Genomic DNA, 17,723 nt, shown 5'->3' with positions numbered 1-17,723 from the left:
CTCCGACCGGTCAGCGGTTCTCGCGGCGAGCGGCACGCCGCTGGGCCTTGATGGTGTCCCGGACCTCGCGTTCGGTCTCGGCGTGCCGGCGGGCGGCGGCGGCCTTGCGCACCCCGTAGCCGAACGCGGCCACCTTGACCAGCGGGTTGGCCGCGGCGGCGGAGACGACCGTGACCAGGTTGGCGACGTTGGCGCTGATGTTCTGCGCGTGGCTGGTCATGGTGTCGACCTTGGCGAGCTGGAGGTTCACCCCGTCGAGCGAGGTCTGCACCTGCTCCAACGTCACGTTGACGTTGCGAACCGTGGTGTTGACGTCACCCAGTAGCGGACCGGTCCGGTCGTTGAGGTCGTTGATCATCCGGGTGGTCGCGTCCACGGTGTGCCGCAACCGCAGGATGGGCAGCGTCAGGATCAGTACCAGCATCGCGAACGCGATCGCCGCGATCAGCGCCGCGACCTCCAAAAAGCCCACGCCTGTCCTCCTCAACGAAATGTCCCGGGGCGGCAACTCCCCGATTCGCACGACCGTCTCGCCCACGCCGACGCCCGCTGACCCGCCAGAGGTCGGCAGGTGACACGCGGGACGCCAGACCAGACCCTACCGTCCGTGATGACAATCGGCTCAGGACGGTGGTGACGGCGTCAAGTCACCCAGCGGGTCGTCGCCCAGGGTCGGGTAGGGGTCCACACCGGTCAGTGACGGGTCGGTGCTCGGCTGCGGCCGGGTCCGCTCGTCGTCGATCGCGTTCCGCACCTTCACCGACACCAACGATCCAGTGCACTCCTCGGCGGCGGTCTCCGGATCCAACGACGGCACCACAGCCGGCTCGCCGTCCACCGGGGGCGGCACGCAGGTGGGTGGCCGGACCCAGAGATCGAGGGTCAACTCGTCCCGCCGCCAGCAGGTGTAGCTGCCCTTCTCCTCCTGTTCCGGGCAGTAGGCCGGCTTCCACGGCTGCCAGCCGTCCTGACTCAGCGCCGACTCGTACACCTGGGCCGTATCCTCCGGCGGCCGTTCGGAGTTCACGGTCCGCTCCCGCAGCCGGCAGTCCAGTAGGCACCAGCGGCTGCCGCTGACGTCGTCGACCGGATCGACGGCGGCCCAGGCGGGCACGTCCAATTCGTCCAGCGAGGCGAAGACCGGGTCACGGTCCTCCGCCCGCAGGCCGAAGAAGGCCGGTACCGCGCCGAGCAGCAGCACACTGACCACCGCCAGCACGATCGCGCGGAGCCGCTGGTTGCCGGCACCCTGGCGACGCGAATCCGGGTCGGCGTCGAGCCCGTCGTCCGGGGATTCGGCGGTGTCCAGTCCGTCCGGGCCGGTGGGTCGCCGTACCTCCGGCTCGACCTCAGGTCGGGGCACGGCCGGGCCCATTGGGGCGACCGCGGCGGCGGCCCGGGCCACGGCCGGGCCGTCACCGGCCCGCGGCGGCGGGGGCACCGGGGCGGCACCGGACGGTTCGGGACGGCCCGGGTTGCGTTGTGGCGGGGCGGCCCGGCCGGCCAGTCGTTCCTCGGGCCGCAGTGCGGCGGCGCCCCGGGCGACCACCGGCGAACCGGGCGGGCCGGGTCGTTCCCCACCGGCCCGGCCCGGACCGCCTGATACCGGGCTGCCCGGCGGTACGGTGCCCGGCCGAGGCGGGCCCGCGTCGGGTCGCGTCGGGTCGTAGTCGGCACGGGACGGGTCGGCGTCGGCGCGAGCAGCACCCCGGGGCGGACCCGGTGGCATGCCACCCGGACGGCCGGGGCCACCGGCGGGCGCCCCGTCGGGACGCACCGCGGCGCGTGGCGGGCCGTCGGGACGTGCCGACCTGGCCGGTCCCGGCGACCCCTCGTCGGGACGTACCCCCCTCGACGGTCCCGGCGGCACGTCGCCCGGACGCGCCCGGTTCGGCGGTCCGGGTGGCACCTCGCCCGAACCGACTGCCCTCGACGGTCCGGGCGGGTCACCGGGGCGTGCCGCCCTCGGCGGTCCCGGGGGCGTCCCGTCGAAGTTGCCGGCGCCACGCGGCGGTACGGGCGGCGCACCGCCGTCCGGGGACGGCGCCCTGGTCCGCCCGCCCGCCGGCGGCGATCCGGGCCGAGCGGGTGGCGGCGCCGATCCGGGCCGACCGGCCGGTGGCTCGTTCGTGGCCGGTGGCCCGACCGGGGGCACGGCCCGGCCACGACCGGTCGGCGGCCCGTCGACGTGGCGCGGTGCGCCCACCCCGGGCCGCTGTGGTCCGACGTCGGGCCGGTCGGCTTCGGCACCGGCCTCCGGACGGCCGGGCGGCGTCGCGGGAGCGTCCGCGCCGCGCTGCTGCCGCACCCCTGGCAGTTCACCGGAGGGGGTACCGGCGGCGCGGCCCACCGGGGCGTCGCCCGGACCCTTGATCGTGCGGAGCGCGGGATCGGTGTGCTGGGCACGACCGGCCTGTCGCAGCCAGTCCGCCGGCCGTTGCGGACGGTTGGCCCGGCCGCCGCCGGATCGGGAGTCGGCGGTCCGCTGCCCGAGGTCGCCGGTGGCCGGGCCGGCTCCGGTGCCCGGCCCCTCGTCGCTCGGCCGGCGGCCGCCGCGGCCCGGTGACTCCGGCTCGGCAGGGCCGCCCGGGGCGGGCCCGTCCATCGCCTCGGCCGCACGACGGCCGGTGGCCGGCGGCTCCGCCGCCCGACGGCCCCGCGCCGGTGTCGGCGGGCCCTGCGGCACGGTTCGGCGGCCCCGGGGCGAATTCTCGTCGCCGGTGCCACCCGACGACGGATCAGGAATCGGCGGCGCGTTGCCGGACAGCGGCACGACCGGTTGCTCTGCTTCGGGCTCAGCGGCGCGCCGCCGGCCGGCCCGCCGGCCACCGGCAGGTGCGCCCGACGGACCGTTCGGTGCGGCCGGGGTCATGCCCGCTGCGGGACGCCCCACGGCGGGGGGCTCGGATGCCGCACGTCGGCCCGGCGGCGCCGCCTGCGGACGCGGACCAGCGTCGATCTCGGACGGACCCGGGCCCCGGGGACCGTCCAGCGGCTCGGACATCGCCCGACGGGGGCCGGCGGGTGCGCCGGCCGGCCGGCCGGCAGTGCGGCCCGGCCCTGGCGGATCCGACACCGGGCCGGTCGGAGCGCCGGAGACCGGCCCGTCCGGCGGGCCGGGCGGCGCGCCGGTCACCGGCCCGGACCTCGGTTCGCTCCGGGGCCGCCCAGCGGGCGGTACGCCTCCCACCTGCGGCCATCCCCCGGACGGCGTGTTCGGCACATTGGGGTATGCCGGGGTCGCGGGTGGCCGTTCCCGGCCGCCGGCGGAGGGCTGGTGCGCGGTGCCCGGCGGTGGCACCGGACCGGACGGGGTGGCGGCGGCTGCGGGACCACCAGGCACACGAGGCCCACCAGTCGTCGGCGCGGGGCCAGCCGGGCGGGGACCACCGGCCGGCGTGGGCCCAGCCGGGCGAGGCCCGCCCGCCTGAGCGGGCGGGTGCAGCCCACCCGCCGGCGCCGGGCCACCCGTCGGCGCGGGGCCAGCCGTCGGCGCCGGGCCACCCGGGCGGGGACCACCAGCCGGGGCGGGACCACCCGTCGGGACCGGGCCAGCGGCCGGGCGGACGGCCGGTGCCCCCGGCCAGGGGCCGTCCACCGGGCGAGCGCGGGGTGGTTCGGCGGCGCCCCGGCGTGGTGGGGGCGCGGACGGTGGGTTGGCGCCGGTGGGACGTCCGGGCGCCAACTGCCCCCGGCCGTCACCGGCGGGAGCCGGGACCGGTCCGTTCGGCGGCACCGGGCCGGCCGAGGCGGGGCCGGGGCGACCCGGCAGGACCGGACCAGGGCGGCCGGTGGGCGCCGGACCGGGACGATCCGATCCGGGCGGCGCCGCCGGTCCCGGCCGCGATGCGGGCCCGTCCGGTGCCGGTACGACCCCCTCGGGACCGAGTTCACCACGCTGCTGCTTGGCCGAGCGCAGGTCGTCGATCCAGCCGAAGTCCTCACCGCCCTCCGGCTCCTCCGGGTCGGCCTCGGGCTTGCTTCGTCCCCAGCGGCGGCCCTTGACGCGCCGCTCGTCCTGGCCGTCCTCCGGTCGCTCCGAACCAGGCGATCTCACTGTTGAACCTTCCCGTCGGCGCGATCGCCGATCTCATCGGTCGCCTCGGCGTCCACTGTCGTCGACTGGGTGTCGTCGACACCGGACCGGGCCGGAGCCCGACCGCCGCCCGGCGACGCCCCCGACGGTGCGGGGGCGGGCAGTCCACGGACGATCCCGCGCAGCAGCGGGAGCCGGGTGGCCACCGACCGCTCCGCGCCGTGTTGGCTGGGCCGGTAGTAGTCGATCCCGATCAGGTCGTCCGGCACGTACTGCTGGCTGACCACGCCACGCTGGTCGTCGTGGGGATAGCGGTACCCGGTGCCGTGACCGAGGCCGCGGGCGCCGGCGTAGTGGGCGTCCCGCAGTCCCCGCGGCACCGCGCCACCCCGGCCGGCCCGTACGTCGGCGATCGCCGCGCCGATCGCCGTGGTGGCCGAGTTCGACTTGGGTGCGGTGGCCAGGTGGATCACCGCCTGGGCGAGGTTGAGCTGCGCCTCGGGCAGGCCGACGTACTCCACCGCGTGCGCGGCGGCGGTGGCCACGCCGAGCGCGCTCGGGTCGGCCATCCCGACGTCCTCGCTGGCGAAGATGACCAGCCGGCGGGCGATGAACCTCGCGTCCTCTCCGGCGACCAGCATCCGGGCCAGCCAGTGCAGCGCGGCGTCCACGTCCGAGCCCCGCATGCTCTTGATGAACGCGCTGGTCACGTCGTAGTGGGCGTCGCCGGCACGGTCGTACCGGACGGCCGCCGTGTCCACCGCCCGCTCGGCGGTGGCCAGGTCGATCCGACCGTTTCCGAGCGCGGTGGCCGAACCGGCGGCCGCCTCCAGCGCGGTGAGGGCCTTGCGCACGTCCCCGCCCGCCAGCCGGACGAGGTGCTCCTCGGCCTCGGCGTCGAGGGTGAGCGCCCCGGCCAGGCCCCGCTCGTCGGTGATCGCCCGGCGTAGCAGGCTGCGCACCGCCGCGTCGTCGAGCGGGTGCAGGGTGAGCAGCACGCACCGGGACAGCAGCGGTGAGATGACCGAGAAGTACGGGTTCTCCGTGGTGGCCGCGAGCAGCGTGACGGTGCGGTCCTCGACGGCGGCGAGCAGGGAGTCCTGCTGGGTCTTGCTGAACCGGTGCACCTCGTCGATGAAGAGCACCGTGGGCGGACCACCCGAACGGCGTTGCCGCCGCGCGGTCTCGATTACCGCTCGGACGTCCTTCACCCCCGCCGACAACGCCGACATGGCGACGAACCGCCGGTCGGTGGCGGCGGCCACGAGGTGGGCGATGGTGGTCTTGCCGCTACCGGGTGGCCCCCAGAGGATGACCGACATCGGCGCGTCGCCGGCGACGAGTTGCCGCAGCGGAGCGCCGGGGGCGAGCAGGTGCTCCTGGCCGACAAGTTCGTCCAGGCTCGCCGGTCGCATCCGCACCGGCAGCGGCGCGTCCGGGCCCACCGCAGTGAAGCCACCGACGCTGCCGGAACCCGTCACCGCACTGGCTGCGGCGGCGGGTTCACCCAGGGTGAAGAGCGTGTCGGACTCCATCACGAGAACAGTACCGGGCTCGACCGACCACGCCAGAATCGCGGCGCCGACCGAGCCCGGAGTGATCCTTCTCGGTCACCCCCGCCGGGGTCGACGGCCCCGGTACCAGCGGGCACCACGCCGTCCGACACCGGCCAGGTGCAGCGCGAGCAACAGCAGGCCGAGCAGCACAAGAGTGTTCCAGCTGAGCAGGTCCGGTGCACCGAGTCTGGTGTCCAGCAGGTCGAGCAGCAACGCGAAGCCGAAAACCACGGCGGCGGCGATGGCAAGCATGATGTTCCTCCGGTGGGGGTTCCAGTAGGTCGGCCCGCCATGTACCCGATCGGTCCCCTCACCAATCTCCACGGTGGACCGCTCCTGGTCCGAAAGCTCCCCGGTCGGACCCTTCCGTACCGCCGTCCCGACGTTGACCTCCAGGCTGCCGTCATGATCATCGCCGAGGTCGTACCCGTCGGGCGGGACACGATCCCGGGCGTTGTCGGCCCGGTACGACATGGTCGCGCTGGGCGTCTATCCGGCGAACGTGGGCGCGATCCGGCTCTACCGTCGACTCGGCTACACCGACACCTTCCGGCTCACCTCGGTCCGCAACGCCTGACCAGCGACCCGGTCGGCCCGCCACGCCGGCAGGTACAGCGGCGCGGCGACGGCCAGCACCACGGCGCCGACCAGCATCGCCGCGCTCACTCCGGCCCGATCACCGACGTAGCCGAGCAACACCCCGCCGAGCGCGGCGGCCGGCATGGCCACCATCGAGTTCACCGAGATCACGCTGGTCCGGTACGGGCCGTCGACCTGTCGGTGCAGCAGTCCCATGTGCAGCGGGTTGGACGCGCCGTGCACGGCGTAGCAGGCGACGAAGGCGATCAGCACGCCGACCGGTCCGGCGAGCAGGGCCATCCCGACGACCGTGACGCCCTGCACGACGCGCAACAGGGCGGCGCCGGGCGCGGCACCGAGCCAGCGGATGAGCAGCGGCGTGAGCGCGGCGCCACCGGCGGAGGCGAGCCACGCCGCCGTGCTGGCCGGGCCGAGCAGCGCACCGGCCCGATCGGCGTCGCCCACCACCTCGGCGAGTCGGATCGGCAACAGGCTCTCGAAAGTGACCATGCCGAAGCCCCAGAACAACTCGACCGCCACCAGCGCGAGCAGCACCCGGGACCGGCGCAGCAGGCCGAACGCCTCGCCGACCATCCGTGGGGCCTGGCGCAGGGAGGCCCGCAACGCGCCCGCGCCGGCCGCCGGACGTTGCTCCACCAGCAGCGTCAGCAACGCCACCAGGGCAACCGCCTGCAACAGGACCGCGACCACGATCGGCGTGCTGAGCGCACTGACCGGCCCCACCGGACCGAGGGCCACCAGGCCGCCGCTGAGCAGCGCGCCGGCCGCCATGCACACGCCGAGGACCATGCCGGCCTGGCCCAGACCCTTCTCGTACGCGGCGTCCGGATCGGCGGCGAGCGTGCTGTCGACGTACCAGGATTCGAGCGGGCCGCTGTCCAGCGCCCGGAACACGCCCTGCAACGCCCAGACGGCGACCAGCAGGGCCAACGAGTCGGCGACCACCAGCAGGGCCAGCGAGGCCAGACCGACCGCGTTCGCCACCACCAGTACCGGCTTGCGACCCAGCGCGTCGGCGAACCCGCCGGTCGGCACCTCCAGCAGGAGCACCACCACCCCCTGGGCGGCGACGGCCAGGCCGATCTGGGTCAGGGTCAGGCCACGCTCCTGCATGAGCAGGATGAACACCGGGATCAGCAGGCCGACCGGCAGCCACCGCAGACCGTGCAGGACCAGGAAACGGTGGCGGATCTGCGTGACGCTGAGCGCGCTCATCGGGCACCCGGCACCAGGGGAAAGCCAGCGACGAACAGGATGACCTGCTCGGCGGCGGGCGCGTCGGGCGCCTCCGGCACGTCGGCGTCTCGGTACCGCTTGATCACCGCCCACAACTCGTCGTTGAGGGCGCGCAGTTGGGCGGGCGAGAGGGTGAGCAGTGTGTCGCTGAAGTCGACCGCCGCACGCCACTCACGCGGCCGATCGTGCTGCACGGCGATCCAGCGCTGGGCGAACTCGGCCACGAACTGGAACTGTCTGCCCTGAAGCCAGTCCGCCGCGGCCCGGGCCTCCGGGTCACCCTCGAAATCCGTCGTCTGCCACGAACTGACGTCGTGCGCGGCACGCCAGTAGCGCCGCCGACCGGCACCCTCGGCCGGCTCCTCGACGACCAACCCGACCTCGGCCAGTTGGCGCAGGTGGTAGCTGGTCGCGCCGGTGTTGGTGTCGAGTTCGGCGGCCAGCTCGGTCGCGGTCGCCGGCCCGCTGGTGCGCAAAGCGCCGAGCAGTTGGACGCGGAGCGGATGGGCGAGCGCCCGGATCTGCCGCGCGTCGACGTGCACGACCCTCGGTTCGGCCCCGTTCGACATCTCCGCCATGTATGCACAGTAGCTATGCACATCACCTGTGCACAATTATTGTGCATACATGGTGTGCACCATGCCCGGGCAGCTGGACCGGGCGCCAACCGTCGAGCGGCGGGCCGGCGTGACCGGGCCGATGGCAGTTCCCCCGTCGGCCACCCTCGCCCAGGTGGTCAGCCAGCGAACAGTTCGGTGACCCCGCGCAGCCGGGTACGCAGCAGGCCGGCGGCACGGGCGGAGTCGAGGCGCACCTCGGTCGGGCGCACCACTGCGGCGGCGGCACCGGTGCTGGTCCGCAGTCCCGACGCATCGATGCCCTCCCGGCGGGCCACCAGCCGGCCCAGCTCCGCCCGGCTGACCGCGTCCGGGCCGGCCACGTTGAGCGGACCTGCATAGTCGGTGCGCACCAGTTCCCGCACGGCGGCGGCGAGATCACCCACGTCGACCGGGCAGCGCAGCTCGTCGGTGAACAGCACTCCCCGGCCGGCCAGGGCGTCCAGGCAGAGTCGGATCTGCGGGCTGCCCGGCCCGAGGATCAGTGAGGTACGCACCAGCACGGCGGCCGGGTCGAGCGCCCGTACCGCCGTCTCCGCAGCCGCCTTCGCCGCGCCGTACGGAAAGATCGGAGTGGGCGCGTCGTCATCGGCGTACGCCTCAGGACGGCCGGCGTGCAGCGCGTCGCTGGAGAGGTGCACCAACCGGGCACCCGCCTCGGCAGCGGCGCGAGCCACGTGCGCCGCCCCGTCCGCGGTGACCGTCCAGTCGGCGTACCGGTAGGGGGTGCTGACCACGGCGTCGGGGCGTATCTCCGCGACCAACGTGCGCACCGCGACCCGGTCCGTCACGTCCACCCGCCGGACCACCACACCCGGCACCCCGACCTCGCCCGAGTGGCACGTCCCGACGACCGACCACCCGGCGTCGACACCCTGCCGGCAGACCTCCCGACCAAGAAACCCACTCCCACCCACCACCAGAACCCGCATCCCCCGCCCCCCGCTGGTTGATCAAGAAGTTTGCGTCGGTGAAACGCCTAGATCATGACGCAAACTTCTTGATCAACGGGGCGAGGTGCCGGGGGTGCCGTGGGGTGGGGTGGGTGGGTCAGGTGGGGGTGGATACGGGGGCGGCGGGGCCGGCGGTGCCGGGGTGGGGGGCCTGAGCCGGCTTGGGCTTGGCGTCGATGCCGGCTTCGGTGCGCTGTTGCGCGGTGATGGGGGTGGGGGCGCCGGTCAGCGGGTCGAAGCCGCCCCGGGTCTTCGGGAAGGCGATCACCTCGCGGATCGAGTCGGCGCCGGCCAGCAGCATGCAGACCCGGTCCCAGCCGAACGCGATGCCGCCGTGCGGCGGCGGGCCGTAGCTGAACGCCTCCAGCAGGAAGCCGAACTTGTCCTGCGCCTCCTCGGGCGTGATGCCGAGCAGCTCGAAGACCCGCTGCTGCACGTCGCGGCGGTGAATACGGATCGAACCGCCGCCGATCTCGTTGCCGTTGCAGACGATGTCGTACGCGTACGCCAGGGCCCGGTCCGGCGCGTCCTCGAACCGGTCCACCCACTCCGAGTTCGGCGAGGTGAACGGGTGGTGCACCGCCGTCCAGCCACCCTCGTCGGTCTTCTCGAACATCGGCGCGTCGACCACCCAGCAGAACGCCCAGGCGCTCTCGTCGACCAGGCCGGCCCGCTTGGCGATCTCGATCCGGGCGGCGCCGAGCAGTTCCTGCGCCTCCCGGGTCTCGGCGCTGGCGGCGAAGAAGATCGCGTCACCGGGCTTGGCGCCGACCGCGTCGGCCAGTCCGGCCAGGTGCTCGGCCGACAGGTTCTTCGCCACCGGCCCGCGCGCCTCGCCGGTCTCGGCGTCCAGCACCACGTACGCCAGGCCCTTGGCGCCGCGCGCCTTGGCCCAGTCCTGCCAGCCGTCCAGTTCCTTGCGGGTCTGGCCGGCGCCGCCGGGCATGACCACCGCGCCGACGTAGCCGCCCGCGTCGATCGCCCCGGCGAAGACCCGGAACTGGGTGCCGCGCAGGTAGTCGGTCAGTTCGGTCAGCTCGACGCCGTAGCGCAGGTCGGGCTTGTCCGAGCCGTACCGGGCCATCGCGTCGTGCCAGGTGATCCGCGGGATCGGCCGGGGGATCTCGTACCCGGCCAGGTCGGACCAGAGGGCGGCGACGATCGCCTCACCGAGGTCGATCACGTCGTCCTCGGTGACGAAGGACATCTCGATGTCGAGCTGGGTGAACTCCGGCTGCCGGTCGGCCCGGAAGTCCTCGTCCCGGTAGCAGCGGGCAATCTGGTAGTACCGCTCCATCCCGCCGACCATCAGCAGCTGCTTGAACAGCTGCGGCGACTGCGGCAGCGCGTACCAGCTGCCGGGTTGCAGGCGGACCGGGACCAGGAAGTCGCGGGCGCCCTCCGGGGTGGAGCGGGTCAGCGTGGGGGTCTCGATCTCCAGGAAGTCCCGCTCGTGCAGCACGGTACGGGCCAGCTGGTTGGCCCGCGAACGCAGCCGCATGGCCCGCGCCGGGCCGCTGCGCCGCAGGTCGAGGTAGCGGTACTTGAGCCGGATGTCGTCACCGGCCACCACCTGGTCGTCCACCGGCAGCGGCAGCGGCGCCGCCTCGGAGAGCACGTCCAGCTCGGTCGCGGTCACCTCGATCTCGCCGGTGGGCAGCTCCGGGTTCTCGTTGCCCTCGGGGCGGCGGGTGACCTCGCCGACGACCTTGACGCAGTACTCGTTGCGCAGCGCGTGCGCGTCCTCCTCGCGGAAGACCACCTGGACCACGCCGGAGGCATCGCGCAGGTCGACGAAGATGACACCGCCGTGGTCGCGCCGGCGGGCCACCCACCCGGCGAGCGTCACCGTGGTGCCGGCGTCCGTCGCGCGCAGGCTGCCGGCGTCATGGGTACGGATCACGACGTGCGTCTCCTCATCTGGCTCTACATCTGCTCCGGCATTCTCTCAGCACGCCCACGCCGCCGTTTGCCGGGTGCAAGGAAGGGCCCCACGTTAACGCCTGGCGTAGTAGCGGGGCCCCTTATTAACAACACGCACCCAGGGCACGCAGGCGGGCGGGCCGCCGGAGGAGGAATCCGGCGGCCCGCCCATGGAAGGAGAGGACAGGAGTGGTCGATCAGTAGACGCTGACCCCGTAGCGGCTCAGCACCGGCCCGATCGGCTGGAAGTACGTGGTGCCGCCGGTGGTGCAGTTGCCGCTGCCGCCCGAGGTCAGGCCGAGGGCGACGCTGCCACTGAACAGCGAGCCACCGCTGTCACCCGGCTGGGCGCAGATGTTGGTCCGGATCAGGCCGCGCACCTGACCCTCGGCGTAGTTGACCGTGGCGTTGAGCCCGGTCACCGAACCGCTGCGCACACCGGTGGTGCTGCCGGACCGCTGCGCCGACTGGTTGACGAACGCGCTACCGGAGCTGGTGATGTCCCGGTAGGTGCCGTTGTACAGGTAGACGTTGCCCGGCTGCACGACGCTCTGGTTGGCGTACCGGACGATGCCGTAGTCGCTGCCCGGGAAGACACTGCCGGTACGCGAGCCGAGCAGGGCGGTCTGCGCGGAGTTGCTGTACCAGTTCGCGGCGATGTTGGTGCAGTGCCCGGCGGTGACGAAGTAGTAGGTGCTGCCGGCCCGCACGTTGAAGCCGAGCGAGCAGCGCCCGCCGCCCTGGGCGTAGATGGCCTCACCGCCGGAGATGCGGGTGCTCAGCACACCGGTCTCGGCCTCGATGCGTACCGCGCCGTTGGTCCGCGCGGCGGCGGCCTTCACCCGCTCCAGCTTCGCGCCGGTGACGGTGCTGTCGACGGAGACGACCACCTGGTTGGTGGCCGGGTCGACCCACCACGCGGTGCCGGGGATCGCCGCGGAGCGGTCCAGCTCGGCGGTGGCGCGATTCAGCTCCGCCGCACCACGCTTGACGAGCTTCGGGGTGGCACCGGCAGCGGCCACCTGACGGGCCGCGATGCTGTCGGTCACCGCGACGACCATCTTGCCGCTGGCATCGGCGTACGCGCCGGCGGCGCGGGCACCGAGTCGCTCGGCGAGGGTCGCGGCGGCGTCGGGTGTGGCGGACGCGGGTGCCGCCTGGGCCGGCGTGCCGGCCAGTACGCCGGCGACCAGGGTTCCGGCCGCGGCGATGGTCACGACGCGGCGCAGCATTGACCTTGTGGGTCGCATGTAACAGCCTCCCGATGGGGGTTGGAGGGCCCTGTCACGTCGACAAGGCAGGGGGCAACTCGGCCACCTGGGGAAACGGCCAAGCGAAGGCAAGTATTCACATATTTAAGATCATAGGCAAGACCTACTTTGCCCGAATTTCGCCACCCGGCCGAGGTAATCTCTCCGCAACATTGTGGACACAGATAGCCGTCTATACGCTCTGGTCACCGCCACAACCCGGCAACCGTGCACCGGAGGCCACCATGACCCTCGTCCGACGCGCGCTGGCCACCCTCGCCGGCGTCACCGCCCTCGTCCTACTCGTCACCACCCCCGCCGCCGCCGATCCCGGCCCACCGCCGAGCTCGATGGCCAGCCTCGGCGACTCCATCACCCGCGGCTTCAACGCCTGCGGGTGGTACGTCGACTGCACCAGCCGCTCGTTCAGCACCGGCGACGACTCCACGGTGAACAGCCACTACCTGCGCATCCGCCGGGCCAACTCGGCGATCAACGGCCGCAACCACAACGCCGCCCGCACCGGGGCGAAGTCCGCCGACCTGTACGGCCAGGCCGGCACCGCGGTAAGCCAGGGCGTCGGCTACGTGACCATCCTGATCGGCGCCAACGACGCCTGCACCAGCTCGGAGTCGACGATGACCTCGCCGGCCACCTTCCGGGCGAACATCGACTCGGCGCTGGCCCGACTCAAGACCGGCCTACCGAACGCCAAGGTCTACGTGATCAGCATTCCGGACGTGCACCGGCTCTGGTCGGTCGGCAAGGACAGCAGCAGTGCCCGTACCGCCTGGTCCCTCTTCGGCATCTGCCAGTCCATCCTGGCCAACCCGACCTCCACCGCCCAGGCCGACGTCGACCGCCGTAACCGGGTCCGGCAGCGGGTGGTCGACTTCAACGGCCAGCTCGCCGCAGCCTGCGCGGCATACGGCGCGAACTGCAAGTACGACGGAAACGCCGTCTTCGGCTACCCGTTCACCCTCGCCCAACTCTCCGGCTGGGACTACTTCCACCCCAACGCCACCGGCCAGCAGGTCCTAGCCACCGTCTCCTATCCCCCCGGCTTCGCCTGGTAACCCCACCCCACCCCACCCTCGCCTCACCCCGCCCCACCCCGCCCCACCCCGCCCCGCCCCGCCCCGCCCCGCCCCCGCGATCTTGCACTTGTCGTCGGGGCAAACCAGGGCACAAGCCCCGTAACGGCGACCGAAAGTGCAAGATCGCGGGGGGCGAGGGGGCGGGGCGTGGGGGCGAGGGGCGAGGGGGGCGGGGGGTTAGCCGATGAGGGGTTTGAGGTCGGGGTGGGGTGGGGTCCACTCGCCCGGCGCGGCGACGAGTTGCTCGCCGGAGCGGATGTCCTTGACCTCGTCGGGGGCGCCGTCGGCACCGGGGAACCAGACGTACGGGATGCCCCGCCGCTCGGCGTACCGGATCTGCTTGCCGAACTTGGTCGCGCTGGGCGACACCTCGGTGGGGATGCCCCGCGACCGCAGGGCCTCGGCGACCCGGTTGCTGACGGCCCGCAACTCCTCGTTGGTCACCGCCACCAGGACGCAGGTCGGCACCTCCCGGGACACCGACAGGGCGCCCGTGCCGAAGAGCAGCCCGAGCAGCCGGGTGACCCCGATCGAGATGCCGACCCCGGGGAACCGGACGTTGCCGGCACTGGCCAGGTTGTCGTACCGGCCGCCGGAGCAGACCGAGCCGAACCGCTCGTACCCGATCATCTGCGTCTCGTAGACGGTGCCGGTGTAGTAGTCCAGGCCCCGGGCGATGCGCAGGTCGGCCACGCAGAGGCCGGGCGAGTGCGCGGCGGCGGTCTCGACCACCGTGGTCAGCTCGGCGATGCCCTCGTCCAGCAGCGGGTCGCTGACCCCGAGCGCGCGTACCGCGTCGGCGAACGACGCGTCCGGCGCGGAGATCTCGGCCAGCGCGAGGCACGCCTTGGCCTGTGCCTCGCTCGCCCCGGCGGTGGCCGCCAGCAGCTCCGTCACACCGGCCGGGCCGATCTTGTCGAGCTTGTCGACCGCGCGCAGCGCCGCCTCCGGGTCGGTCAGCCCGAGACCACGGTAGAAGCCCTCACAGATCTTGCGGTTGTTCACCTGGATGCGGACCGGCGGGATCGGCAGCGAACGCAGCGCGTCGCCGATGACCAGCGGCATCTCCGCCTCGTGGTGCGGGGCGAGGGTGTCCCGGTCGACGATGTCGATGTCCGCCTGGAGGAACTCCCGGTAGCGCCCCTCCTGCGGGCGCTCACCGCGCCACACCTTCTGGATCTGGTAGCGCCGGAACGGGAAGTTCAGCTTGCCGGCGTTCTCCAGCACGTACCGGGCGAACGGCACGGTCAGGTCGAAGTGCAGACCGAGGGAATCGTCACCGGCCGGACCCTCCGCATCGCCCTGCAGGCGCCGGATCACGTAGACCTCCTTCGAGGTCTCCCCCTTGCGCAGCAACTGGTCCAGCGGCTCGACCGCCCGGGTCTCCAGCGGGGCGAAGCCGTACAGCTCGAAGGTCGACCGGATCCGGTCCAGGACGTACTGCTCGATCATCCGCTGGGCGGGCGTCCACTCCGGGAAGCCGGAGATGGGCGTGGGCTTGCTCATGATGCTCCGTTCACAGACCCGCGCGGCCCGCGCGGGGAAAGATTCGGGGCGGCCGCTACAGGCCGCGGGTGGGGGCCGCCGGTCCCGCGCCGCCCATCCCGACCACCTCGGCGAGGTACGGGTTGGTGGCGCGCTCGCGGCCGATGGTGGTCGCGGGGCCGTGGCCGGGCAGTACGACGGTGTCGTCGGCCAGCGGAAGGATCTTGTCCCGCAGGCTGGTGAACATCGTCGGCAGGCTGCCGCCCGGCAGGTCGGTGCGGCCGATCGAGCCGGCAAACAGCACGTCACCGGAGAGACAGACCTGGTCGGCCTCCCAGGGCGAGCCGGCGCCGGGCAGCCGGAACAGCACCGACCCGCCGGTATGGCCGGGCGCGTGGTCGACGGTGATCTCCAACCCGGCGAGGGTGAGCGTCGTACCGTCGGCCAGCTCCGCCACGTCCTCCGGCTCGGCGTACGGCAGCCGTCCGCCGAACATCTGGGCCAGGTCCACCGACAGCCCCTTGGCCGGGTCGGCCAGCAGTTCCCGGTCCCCCGGGTGCACGTACGCGGTGATGCCCCGTGCCCCGCAGACCGGCGCCACCGAGAAGGTGTGGTCCAGGTGCCCGTGGGTGAGCAGGACCGCGGCCGGGTGCAGGCGATGCTCGGCCAGCAGCGCGTCGAGCCGGTCGATCACCCCGATGCCGGGGTCGACCACCACGCACTGTTCCCCCGGCGCGGTGGCGACCACGTAGCAGTTGGTGCCGAAGGCGTCGGCGGGAAAGCCGGCAACGAGCACGTCCGCTCCCCTTCCTCGAACTGTCCTTAGGTGGCAGCCTAACCGGCCGCTGACGACCCTTCCCGGGTCCGCCCCACCAGCCCCACCGGCCACCGGCGGGTGCCGGTGAGCCCGAGCATCGACCTCGTACACGACTTTTCCAGCCACTACCCGTACACTCTGGCGGGCGTGTGGCGTGGCGCACCTGCCGCCCGACGGGTACGCGACCACCGGCTGACGACCAGGGTAGAGGAAGGGGAGCACGGGTGGCTTCCAGCAGGGACCGGCAGCGCAAACTGGCGCGGGCCAAGCTCGACCGGCAGATGGCCCGCCGGGCCGCCGTCGTCAAACGGCGTCGGCAGATCCGCGCCGGCGTCGGTACCGCCCTGATCCTCGTACTTGTCGTCGCCGGTTCGGCCTGGGCGTTGGGTGCGTTCGACCGGGAACCGACCGACGACACCGCCAGCAACGAGGTCTGCCTCTGGACCCCGCAGAACACCGAGGGCAACCCCAACCTCAAGGAGGTCGGCGAGCCGGCCACCACCGGGCTGCCGATCACCGGCACGCGGCCGATGACCTTGGTCACCAACCAGGGCGCCCCGATCAACGTCGAGTTGGATCTCGCGACCGCGCCGTGCGCCGCCGCGAGCATCGCCCACCTGGCGAGCCAGTCGTTCTACGACAACACCAAGTGCCACGAGATCACCGCCGAGGGCGCGGTGCGCTGCGGTGACCCGAGTGGCACCGGGCTGGGCGGTCCGACGTACACGTTCCACAGCGAGAACGTGCCGACCGCGCCTGAGGCGTCGCCGCAGGCCAGCCCGGCCCCGGACGAGCCGCCGACGTACCCCAAGGGCACGGTCGCGATGATCTCGAACCCGCCGGGCGCCAACGGCAGCCAGTTCCTGATCTTCTTCAAGGACTTCACCACCGCCGAGCCGGCGTACCCGATCATCGGTCGGGTCACCCAGGGTCTCGACGTGGTGGAGAAGATCGGTGCCCTGCCGACCGTGGACAATGGGTCCGGGGAGAAGGTCAAGCCGGAGAACGACGACGTGGTCGTCCAGAGCCTGACCGTCGGTGAGCCGGTGCTGGATCCGGCATCGCCCACCGATCCCACCCCCACGGGTACGCCGAGCCCGGCGGTCTCCGGCACGCCCGAGGCCAGCCCGAACGCCGGTTGACCCACGACGGTCAGCGGCATCCACAGACAGTCCAGGAGGATCGAGGCGTGACGTCCACCAGAGAGCGGCAGCGCGCGGCGGCCCGCGCCCGGCTCGAGAAGGAGATGGCCGAGCGGTCGGCCCGGGCCCGCAAGCGCCGCCAGACGCAGGCGGTCGTGGGTGGCGGCGTGGTCCTGCTGCTGGTGGTCGCCGGGACGGTCTGGCTGGCCAGCAGCCTGATCGGCGACGACAGCGGCACCGACAACACCGCCCAGAACGCAGACACGGTGCAGTGTGACTGGATCGAGATCCCGACTGGCGAGCGGACCCCGACGACCAAGGACGTCGGGCTGCCGGACACCGAGCAGAGCCGGGTCGGTTCCCAGACCATGACGATCACCACCAACCTCGGTCCGATCACCGCGCGAATCGACCGGTCGGCGGTGCCGTGCACCTCGGCGAGCTTCACCCACCTGGCCGAGCAGAACTTCTTCGACAACACCAAGTGCCACCGGCTGGTGACCGAGGGCATCAAGGTGCTCCAGTGCGGCGACCCGAGCGCCACCGGCAACGGCTGGCGGGAGACCGACGGCACCGGTGGCCCGAGCTACCGGATGGCCGAGGAGAACCTGCCGACCGAGATGCGGCCGCCGTACCCGCAGGGTGTCATCGCGATGGCCAACTCCGGTCAGCCGGCCAGCACCGGCAGCCAGTTCTTCATCGTCTACGGCGACTCGCCGCTGGACCCGAACTACACCGTCCTCGGCACCATCACCGGTGGCATGGACATCGTCAACGAGGTGGCGACCGCCGGCGACGACGGCGCGTTCGCCCAGCAGGCTGGCGGCGGCCACCCCAAGAAGGAAGTCGTCATCACCGACCTCACCATGAGCTGACCCGCCACAACTCACCCCGAAGCGCCCGCCGGCTCGCCGACGGGCGCTTCGCTGTCCGCACCCGCACCCGCACCCGCACCCGCACCCGCACCCGCACCCGCACCCGCACCCGCACCCGCACCCGCACCCGCACCCG

At 73.1% G+C, this 17,723-nt stretch carries 15 protein-coding genes and 1 pseudogene; 4 read left to right on the top strand and 12 right to left on the bottom strand.

The window, feature by feature from the left end; all coding sequences use genetic code 11:
* Positions 1-10 precede the first annotated feature (10 nt).
* The 4 genes from E0H26_RS20370 to E0H26_RS20355 form a co-directional block, all read right to left on the bottom strand.
* On the bottom strand, positions 11-472 hold the full coding sequence (locus tag E0H26_RS20370; RefSeq protein ID WP_131306057.1) for a DUF948 domain-containing protein: 462 nt from the start codon (positions 470-472) through the stop codon (positions 11-13).
* A gap of 150 nt (positions 473-622) precedes the next feature.
* Entirely contained in the window at positions 623-1,309 is a 687-nt protein-coding gene (locus E0H26_RS20365) for a hypothetical protein (RefSeq protein ID WP_131306318.1), read from the bottom strand.
* A gap of 2,744 nt (positions 1,310-4,053) precedes the next feature.
* On the bottom strand, positions 4,054-5,571 hold the full coding sequence (locus E0H26_RS20360; RefSeq protein ID WP_131306054.1) for a replication-associated recombination protein A: 1,518 nt from the start codon (positions 5,569-5,571) through the stop codon (positions 4,054-4,056).
* Between the two features lie 75 nt (positions 5,572-5,646).
* Positions 5,647-5,844: a hypothetical protein gene (locus tag E0H26_RS20355; RefSeq protein WP_131306052.1), complete on the bottom strand. Its 198-nt coding sequence runs from the start codon at positions 5,842-5,844 to the stop codon at positions 5,647-5,649.
* A gap of 202 nt (positions 5,845-6,046) precedes the next feature.
* On the opposite strand from E0H26_RS20355, the gene E0H26_RS30340 reads away from it, so the two are divergent.
* A complete protein-coding gene (locus tag E0H26_RS30340; protein WP_276320405.1) occupies positions 6,047-6,169 on the top strand; it encodes a GNAT family N-acetyltransferase in 123 nt (40 codons plus the stop codon).
* A gap of 14 nt (positions 6,170-6,183) precedes the next feature.
* Here E0H26_RS30340 and E0H26_RS20345 read toward each other — a convergent pair.
* The 5 genes and pseudogenes from E0H26_RS20345 to E0H26_RS20325 all read right to left on the bottom strand — a co-directional run.
* Positions 6,184-7,407: pseudogene (locus E0H26_RS20345) on the bottom strand (MFS transporter); the annotation flags it as partial.
* Entirely contained in the window at positions 7,404-8,006 is a 603-nt protein-coding gene (locus tag E0H26_RS20340) for an ArsR/SmtB family transcription factor (RefSeq protein ID WP_131306046.1), read from the bottom strand. The gene E0H26_RS20340 and the pseudogene E0H26_RS20345, both read right to left, overlap by 4 nt.
* A 158-nt stretch (positions 8,007-8,164) precedes the next feature.
* Positions 8,165-8,977, bottom strand: coding sequence for a sugar nucleotide-binding protein (locus tag E0H26_RS20335; RefSeq protein WP_131306043.1), 813 nt, complete (start codon positions 8,975-8,977; stop codon positions 8,165-8,167).
* A gap of 118 nt (positions 8,978-9,095) precedes the next feature.
* Positions 9,096-10,901 carry an aspartate--tRNA ligase gene (gene aspS, locus E0H26_RS20330; RefSeq protein ID WP_131306040.1) on the bottom strand — a complete coding sequence of 602 codons (1,806 nt, stop codon included), beginning with the start codon at positions 10,899-10,901 and terminating at the stop codon, positions 9,096-9,098.
* A gap of 217 nt (positions 10,902-11,118) precedes the next feature.
* Entirely contained in the window at positions 11,119-12,171 is a 1,053-nt protein-coding gene (locus tag E0H26_RS20325; protein ID WP_131306037.1) for a S1 family peptidase, read from the bottom strand.
* A 245-nt stretch (positions 12,172-12,416) separates the two neighbouring features.
* Between E0H26_RS20325 and E0H26_RS20320 the strand changes: the two genes are divergently transcribed.
* Complete coding sequence (locus tag E0H26_RS20320; RefSeq protein WP_131306034.1) at positions 12,417-13,247, top strand: SGNH/GDSL hydrolase family protein; 831 nt, start codon at positions 12,417-12,419, stop codon at positions 13,245-13,247.
* Between the two features lie 198 nt (positions 13,248-13,445).
* Here E0H26_RS20320 and hisS read toward each other — a convergent pair whose 3' ends face one another.
* Both hisS and E0H26_RS20310 read right to left on the bottom strand, forming a co-directional pair.
* On the bottom strand, positions 13,446-14,774 hold the full coding sequence (gene hisS / locus E0H26_RS20315) for a histidine--tRNA ligase (protein ID WP_131306030.1): 1,329 nt from the start codon (positions 14,772-14,774) through the stop codon (positions 13,446-13,448).
* A 55-nt stretch (positions 14,775-14,829) separates the two neighbouring features.
* Complete coding sequence (locus tag E0H26_RS20310) at positions 14,830-15,549, bottom strand: MBL fold metallo-hydrolase (RefSeq protein WP_131306027.1); 720 nt, start codon at positions 15,547-15,549, stop codon at positions 14,830-14,832.
* 245 nt (positions 15,550-15,794) lie between these two features.
* Here E0H26_RS20310 and E0H26_RS20305 point away from each other — a divergent pair, with 245 nt between their 5' ends.
* Together E0H26_RS20305 and E0H26_RS20300 are read left to right on the top strand one after the other, a co-directional pair.
* On the top strand, positions 15,795-16,712 hold the full coding sequence (locus E0H26_RS20305; protein WP_131306024.1) for a peptidylprolyl isomerase: 918 nt from the start codon (positions 15,795-15,797) through the stop codon (positions 16,710-16,712).
* Between the two features lie 47 nt (positions 16,713-16,759).
* The gene (locus E0H26_RS20300; protein ID WP_131306021.1) at positions 16,760-17,587 is read left to right on the top strand and encodes a peptidylprolyl isomerase; all 828 of its coding nucleotides are present in this window, start codon (positions 16,760-16,762) and stop codon (positions 17,585-17,587) included.
* Here the strand turns inward: E0H26_RS20300 and E0H26_RS29385 are convergent.
* Entirely contained in the window at positions 17,574-17,720 is a 147-nt protein-coding gene (locus E0H26_RS29385; RefSeq protein WP_165521931.1) for a hypothetical protein, read from the bottom strand. The two genes, E0H26_RS20300 and E0H26_RS29385, sit on opposite strands and share 14 nt — an antisense overlap.
* Positions 17,721-17,723 lie beyond the last annotated feature (3 nt).

The organism is Micromonospora zingiberis, assembly GCF_004331455.1.
Taxonomy (GTDB): domain Bacteria; phylum Actinomycetota; class Actinomycetes; order Mycobacteriales; family Micromonosporaceae; genus Micromonospora; species Micromonospora zingiberis.
The sequence above is the reverse complement of the archived record's forward strand: the minus strand, read 5'-3'. Positions and strand labels throughout refer to the sequence as shown.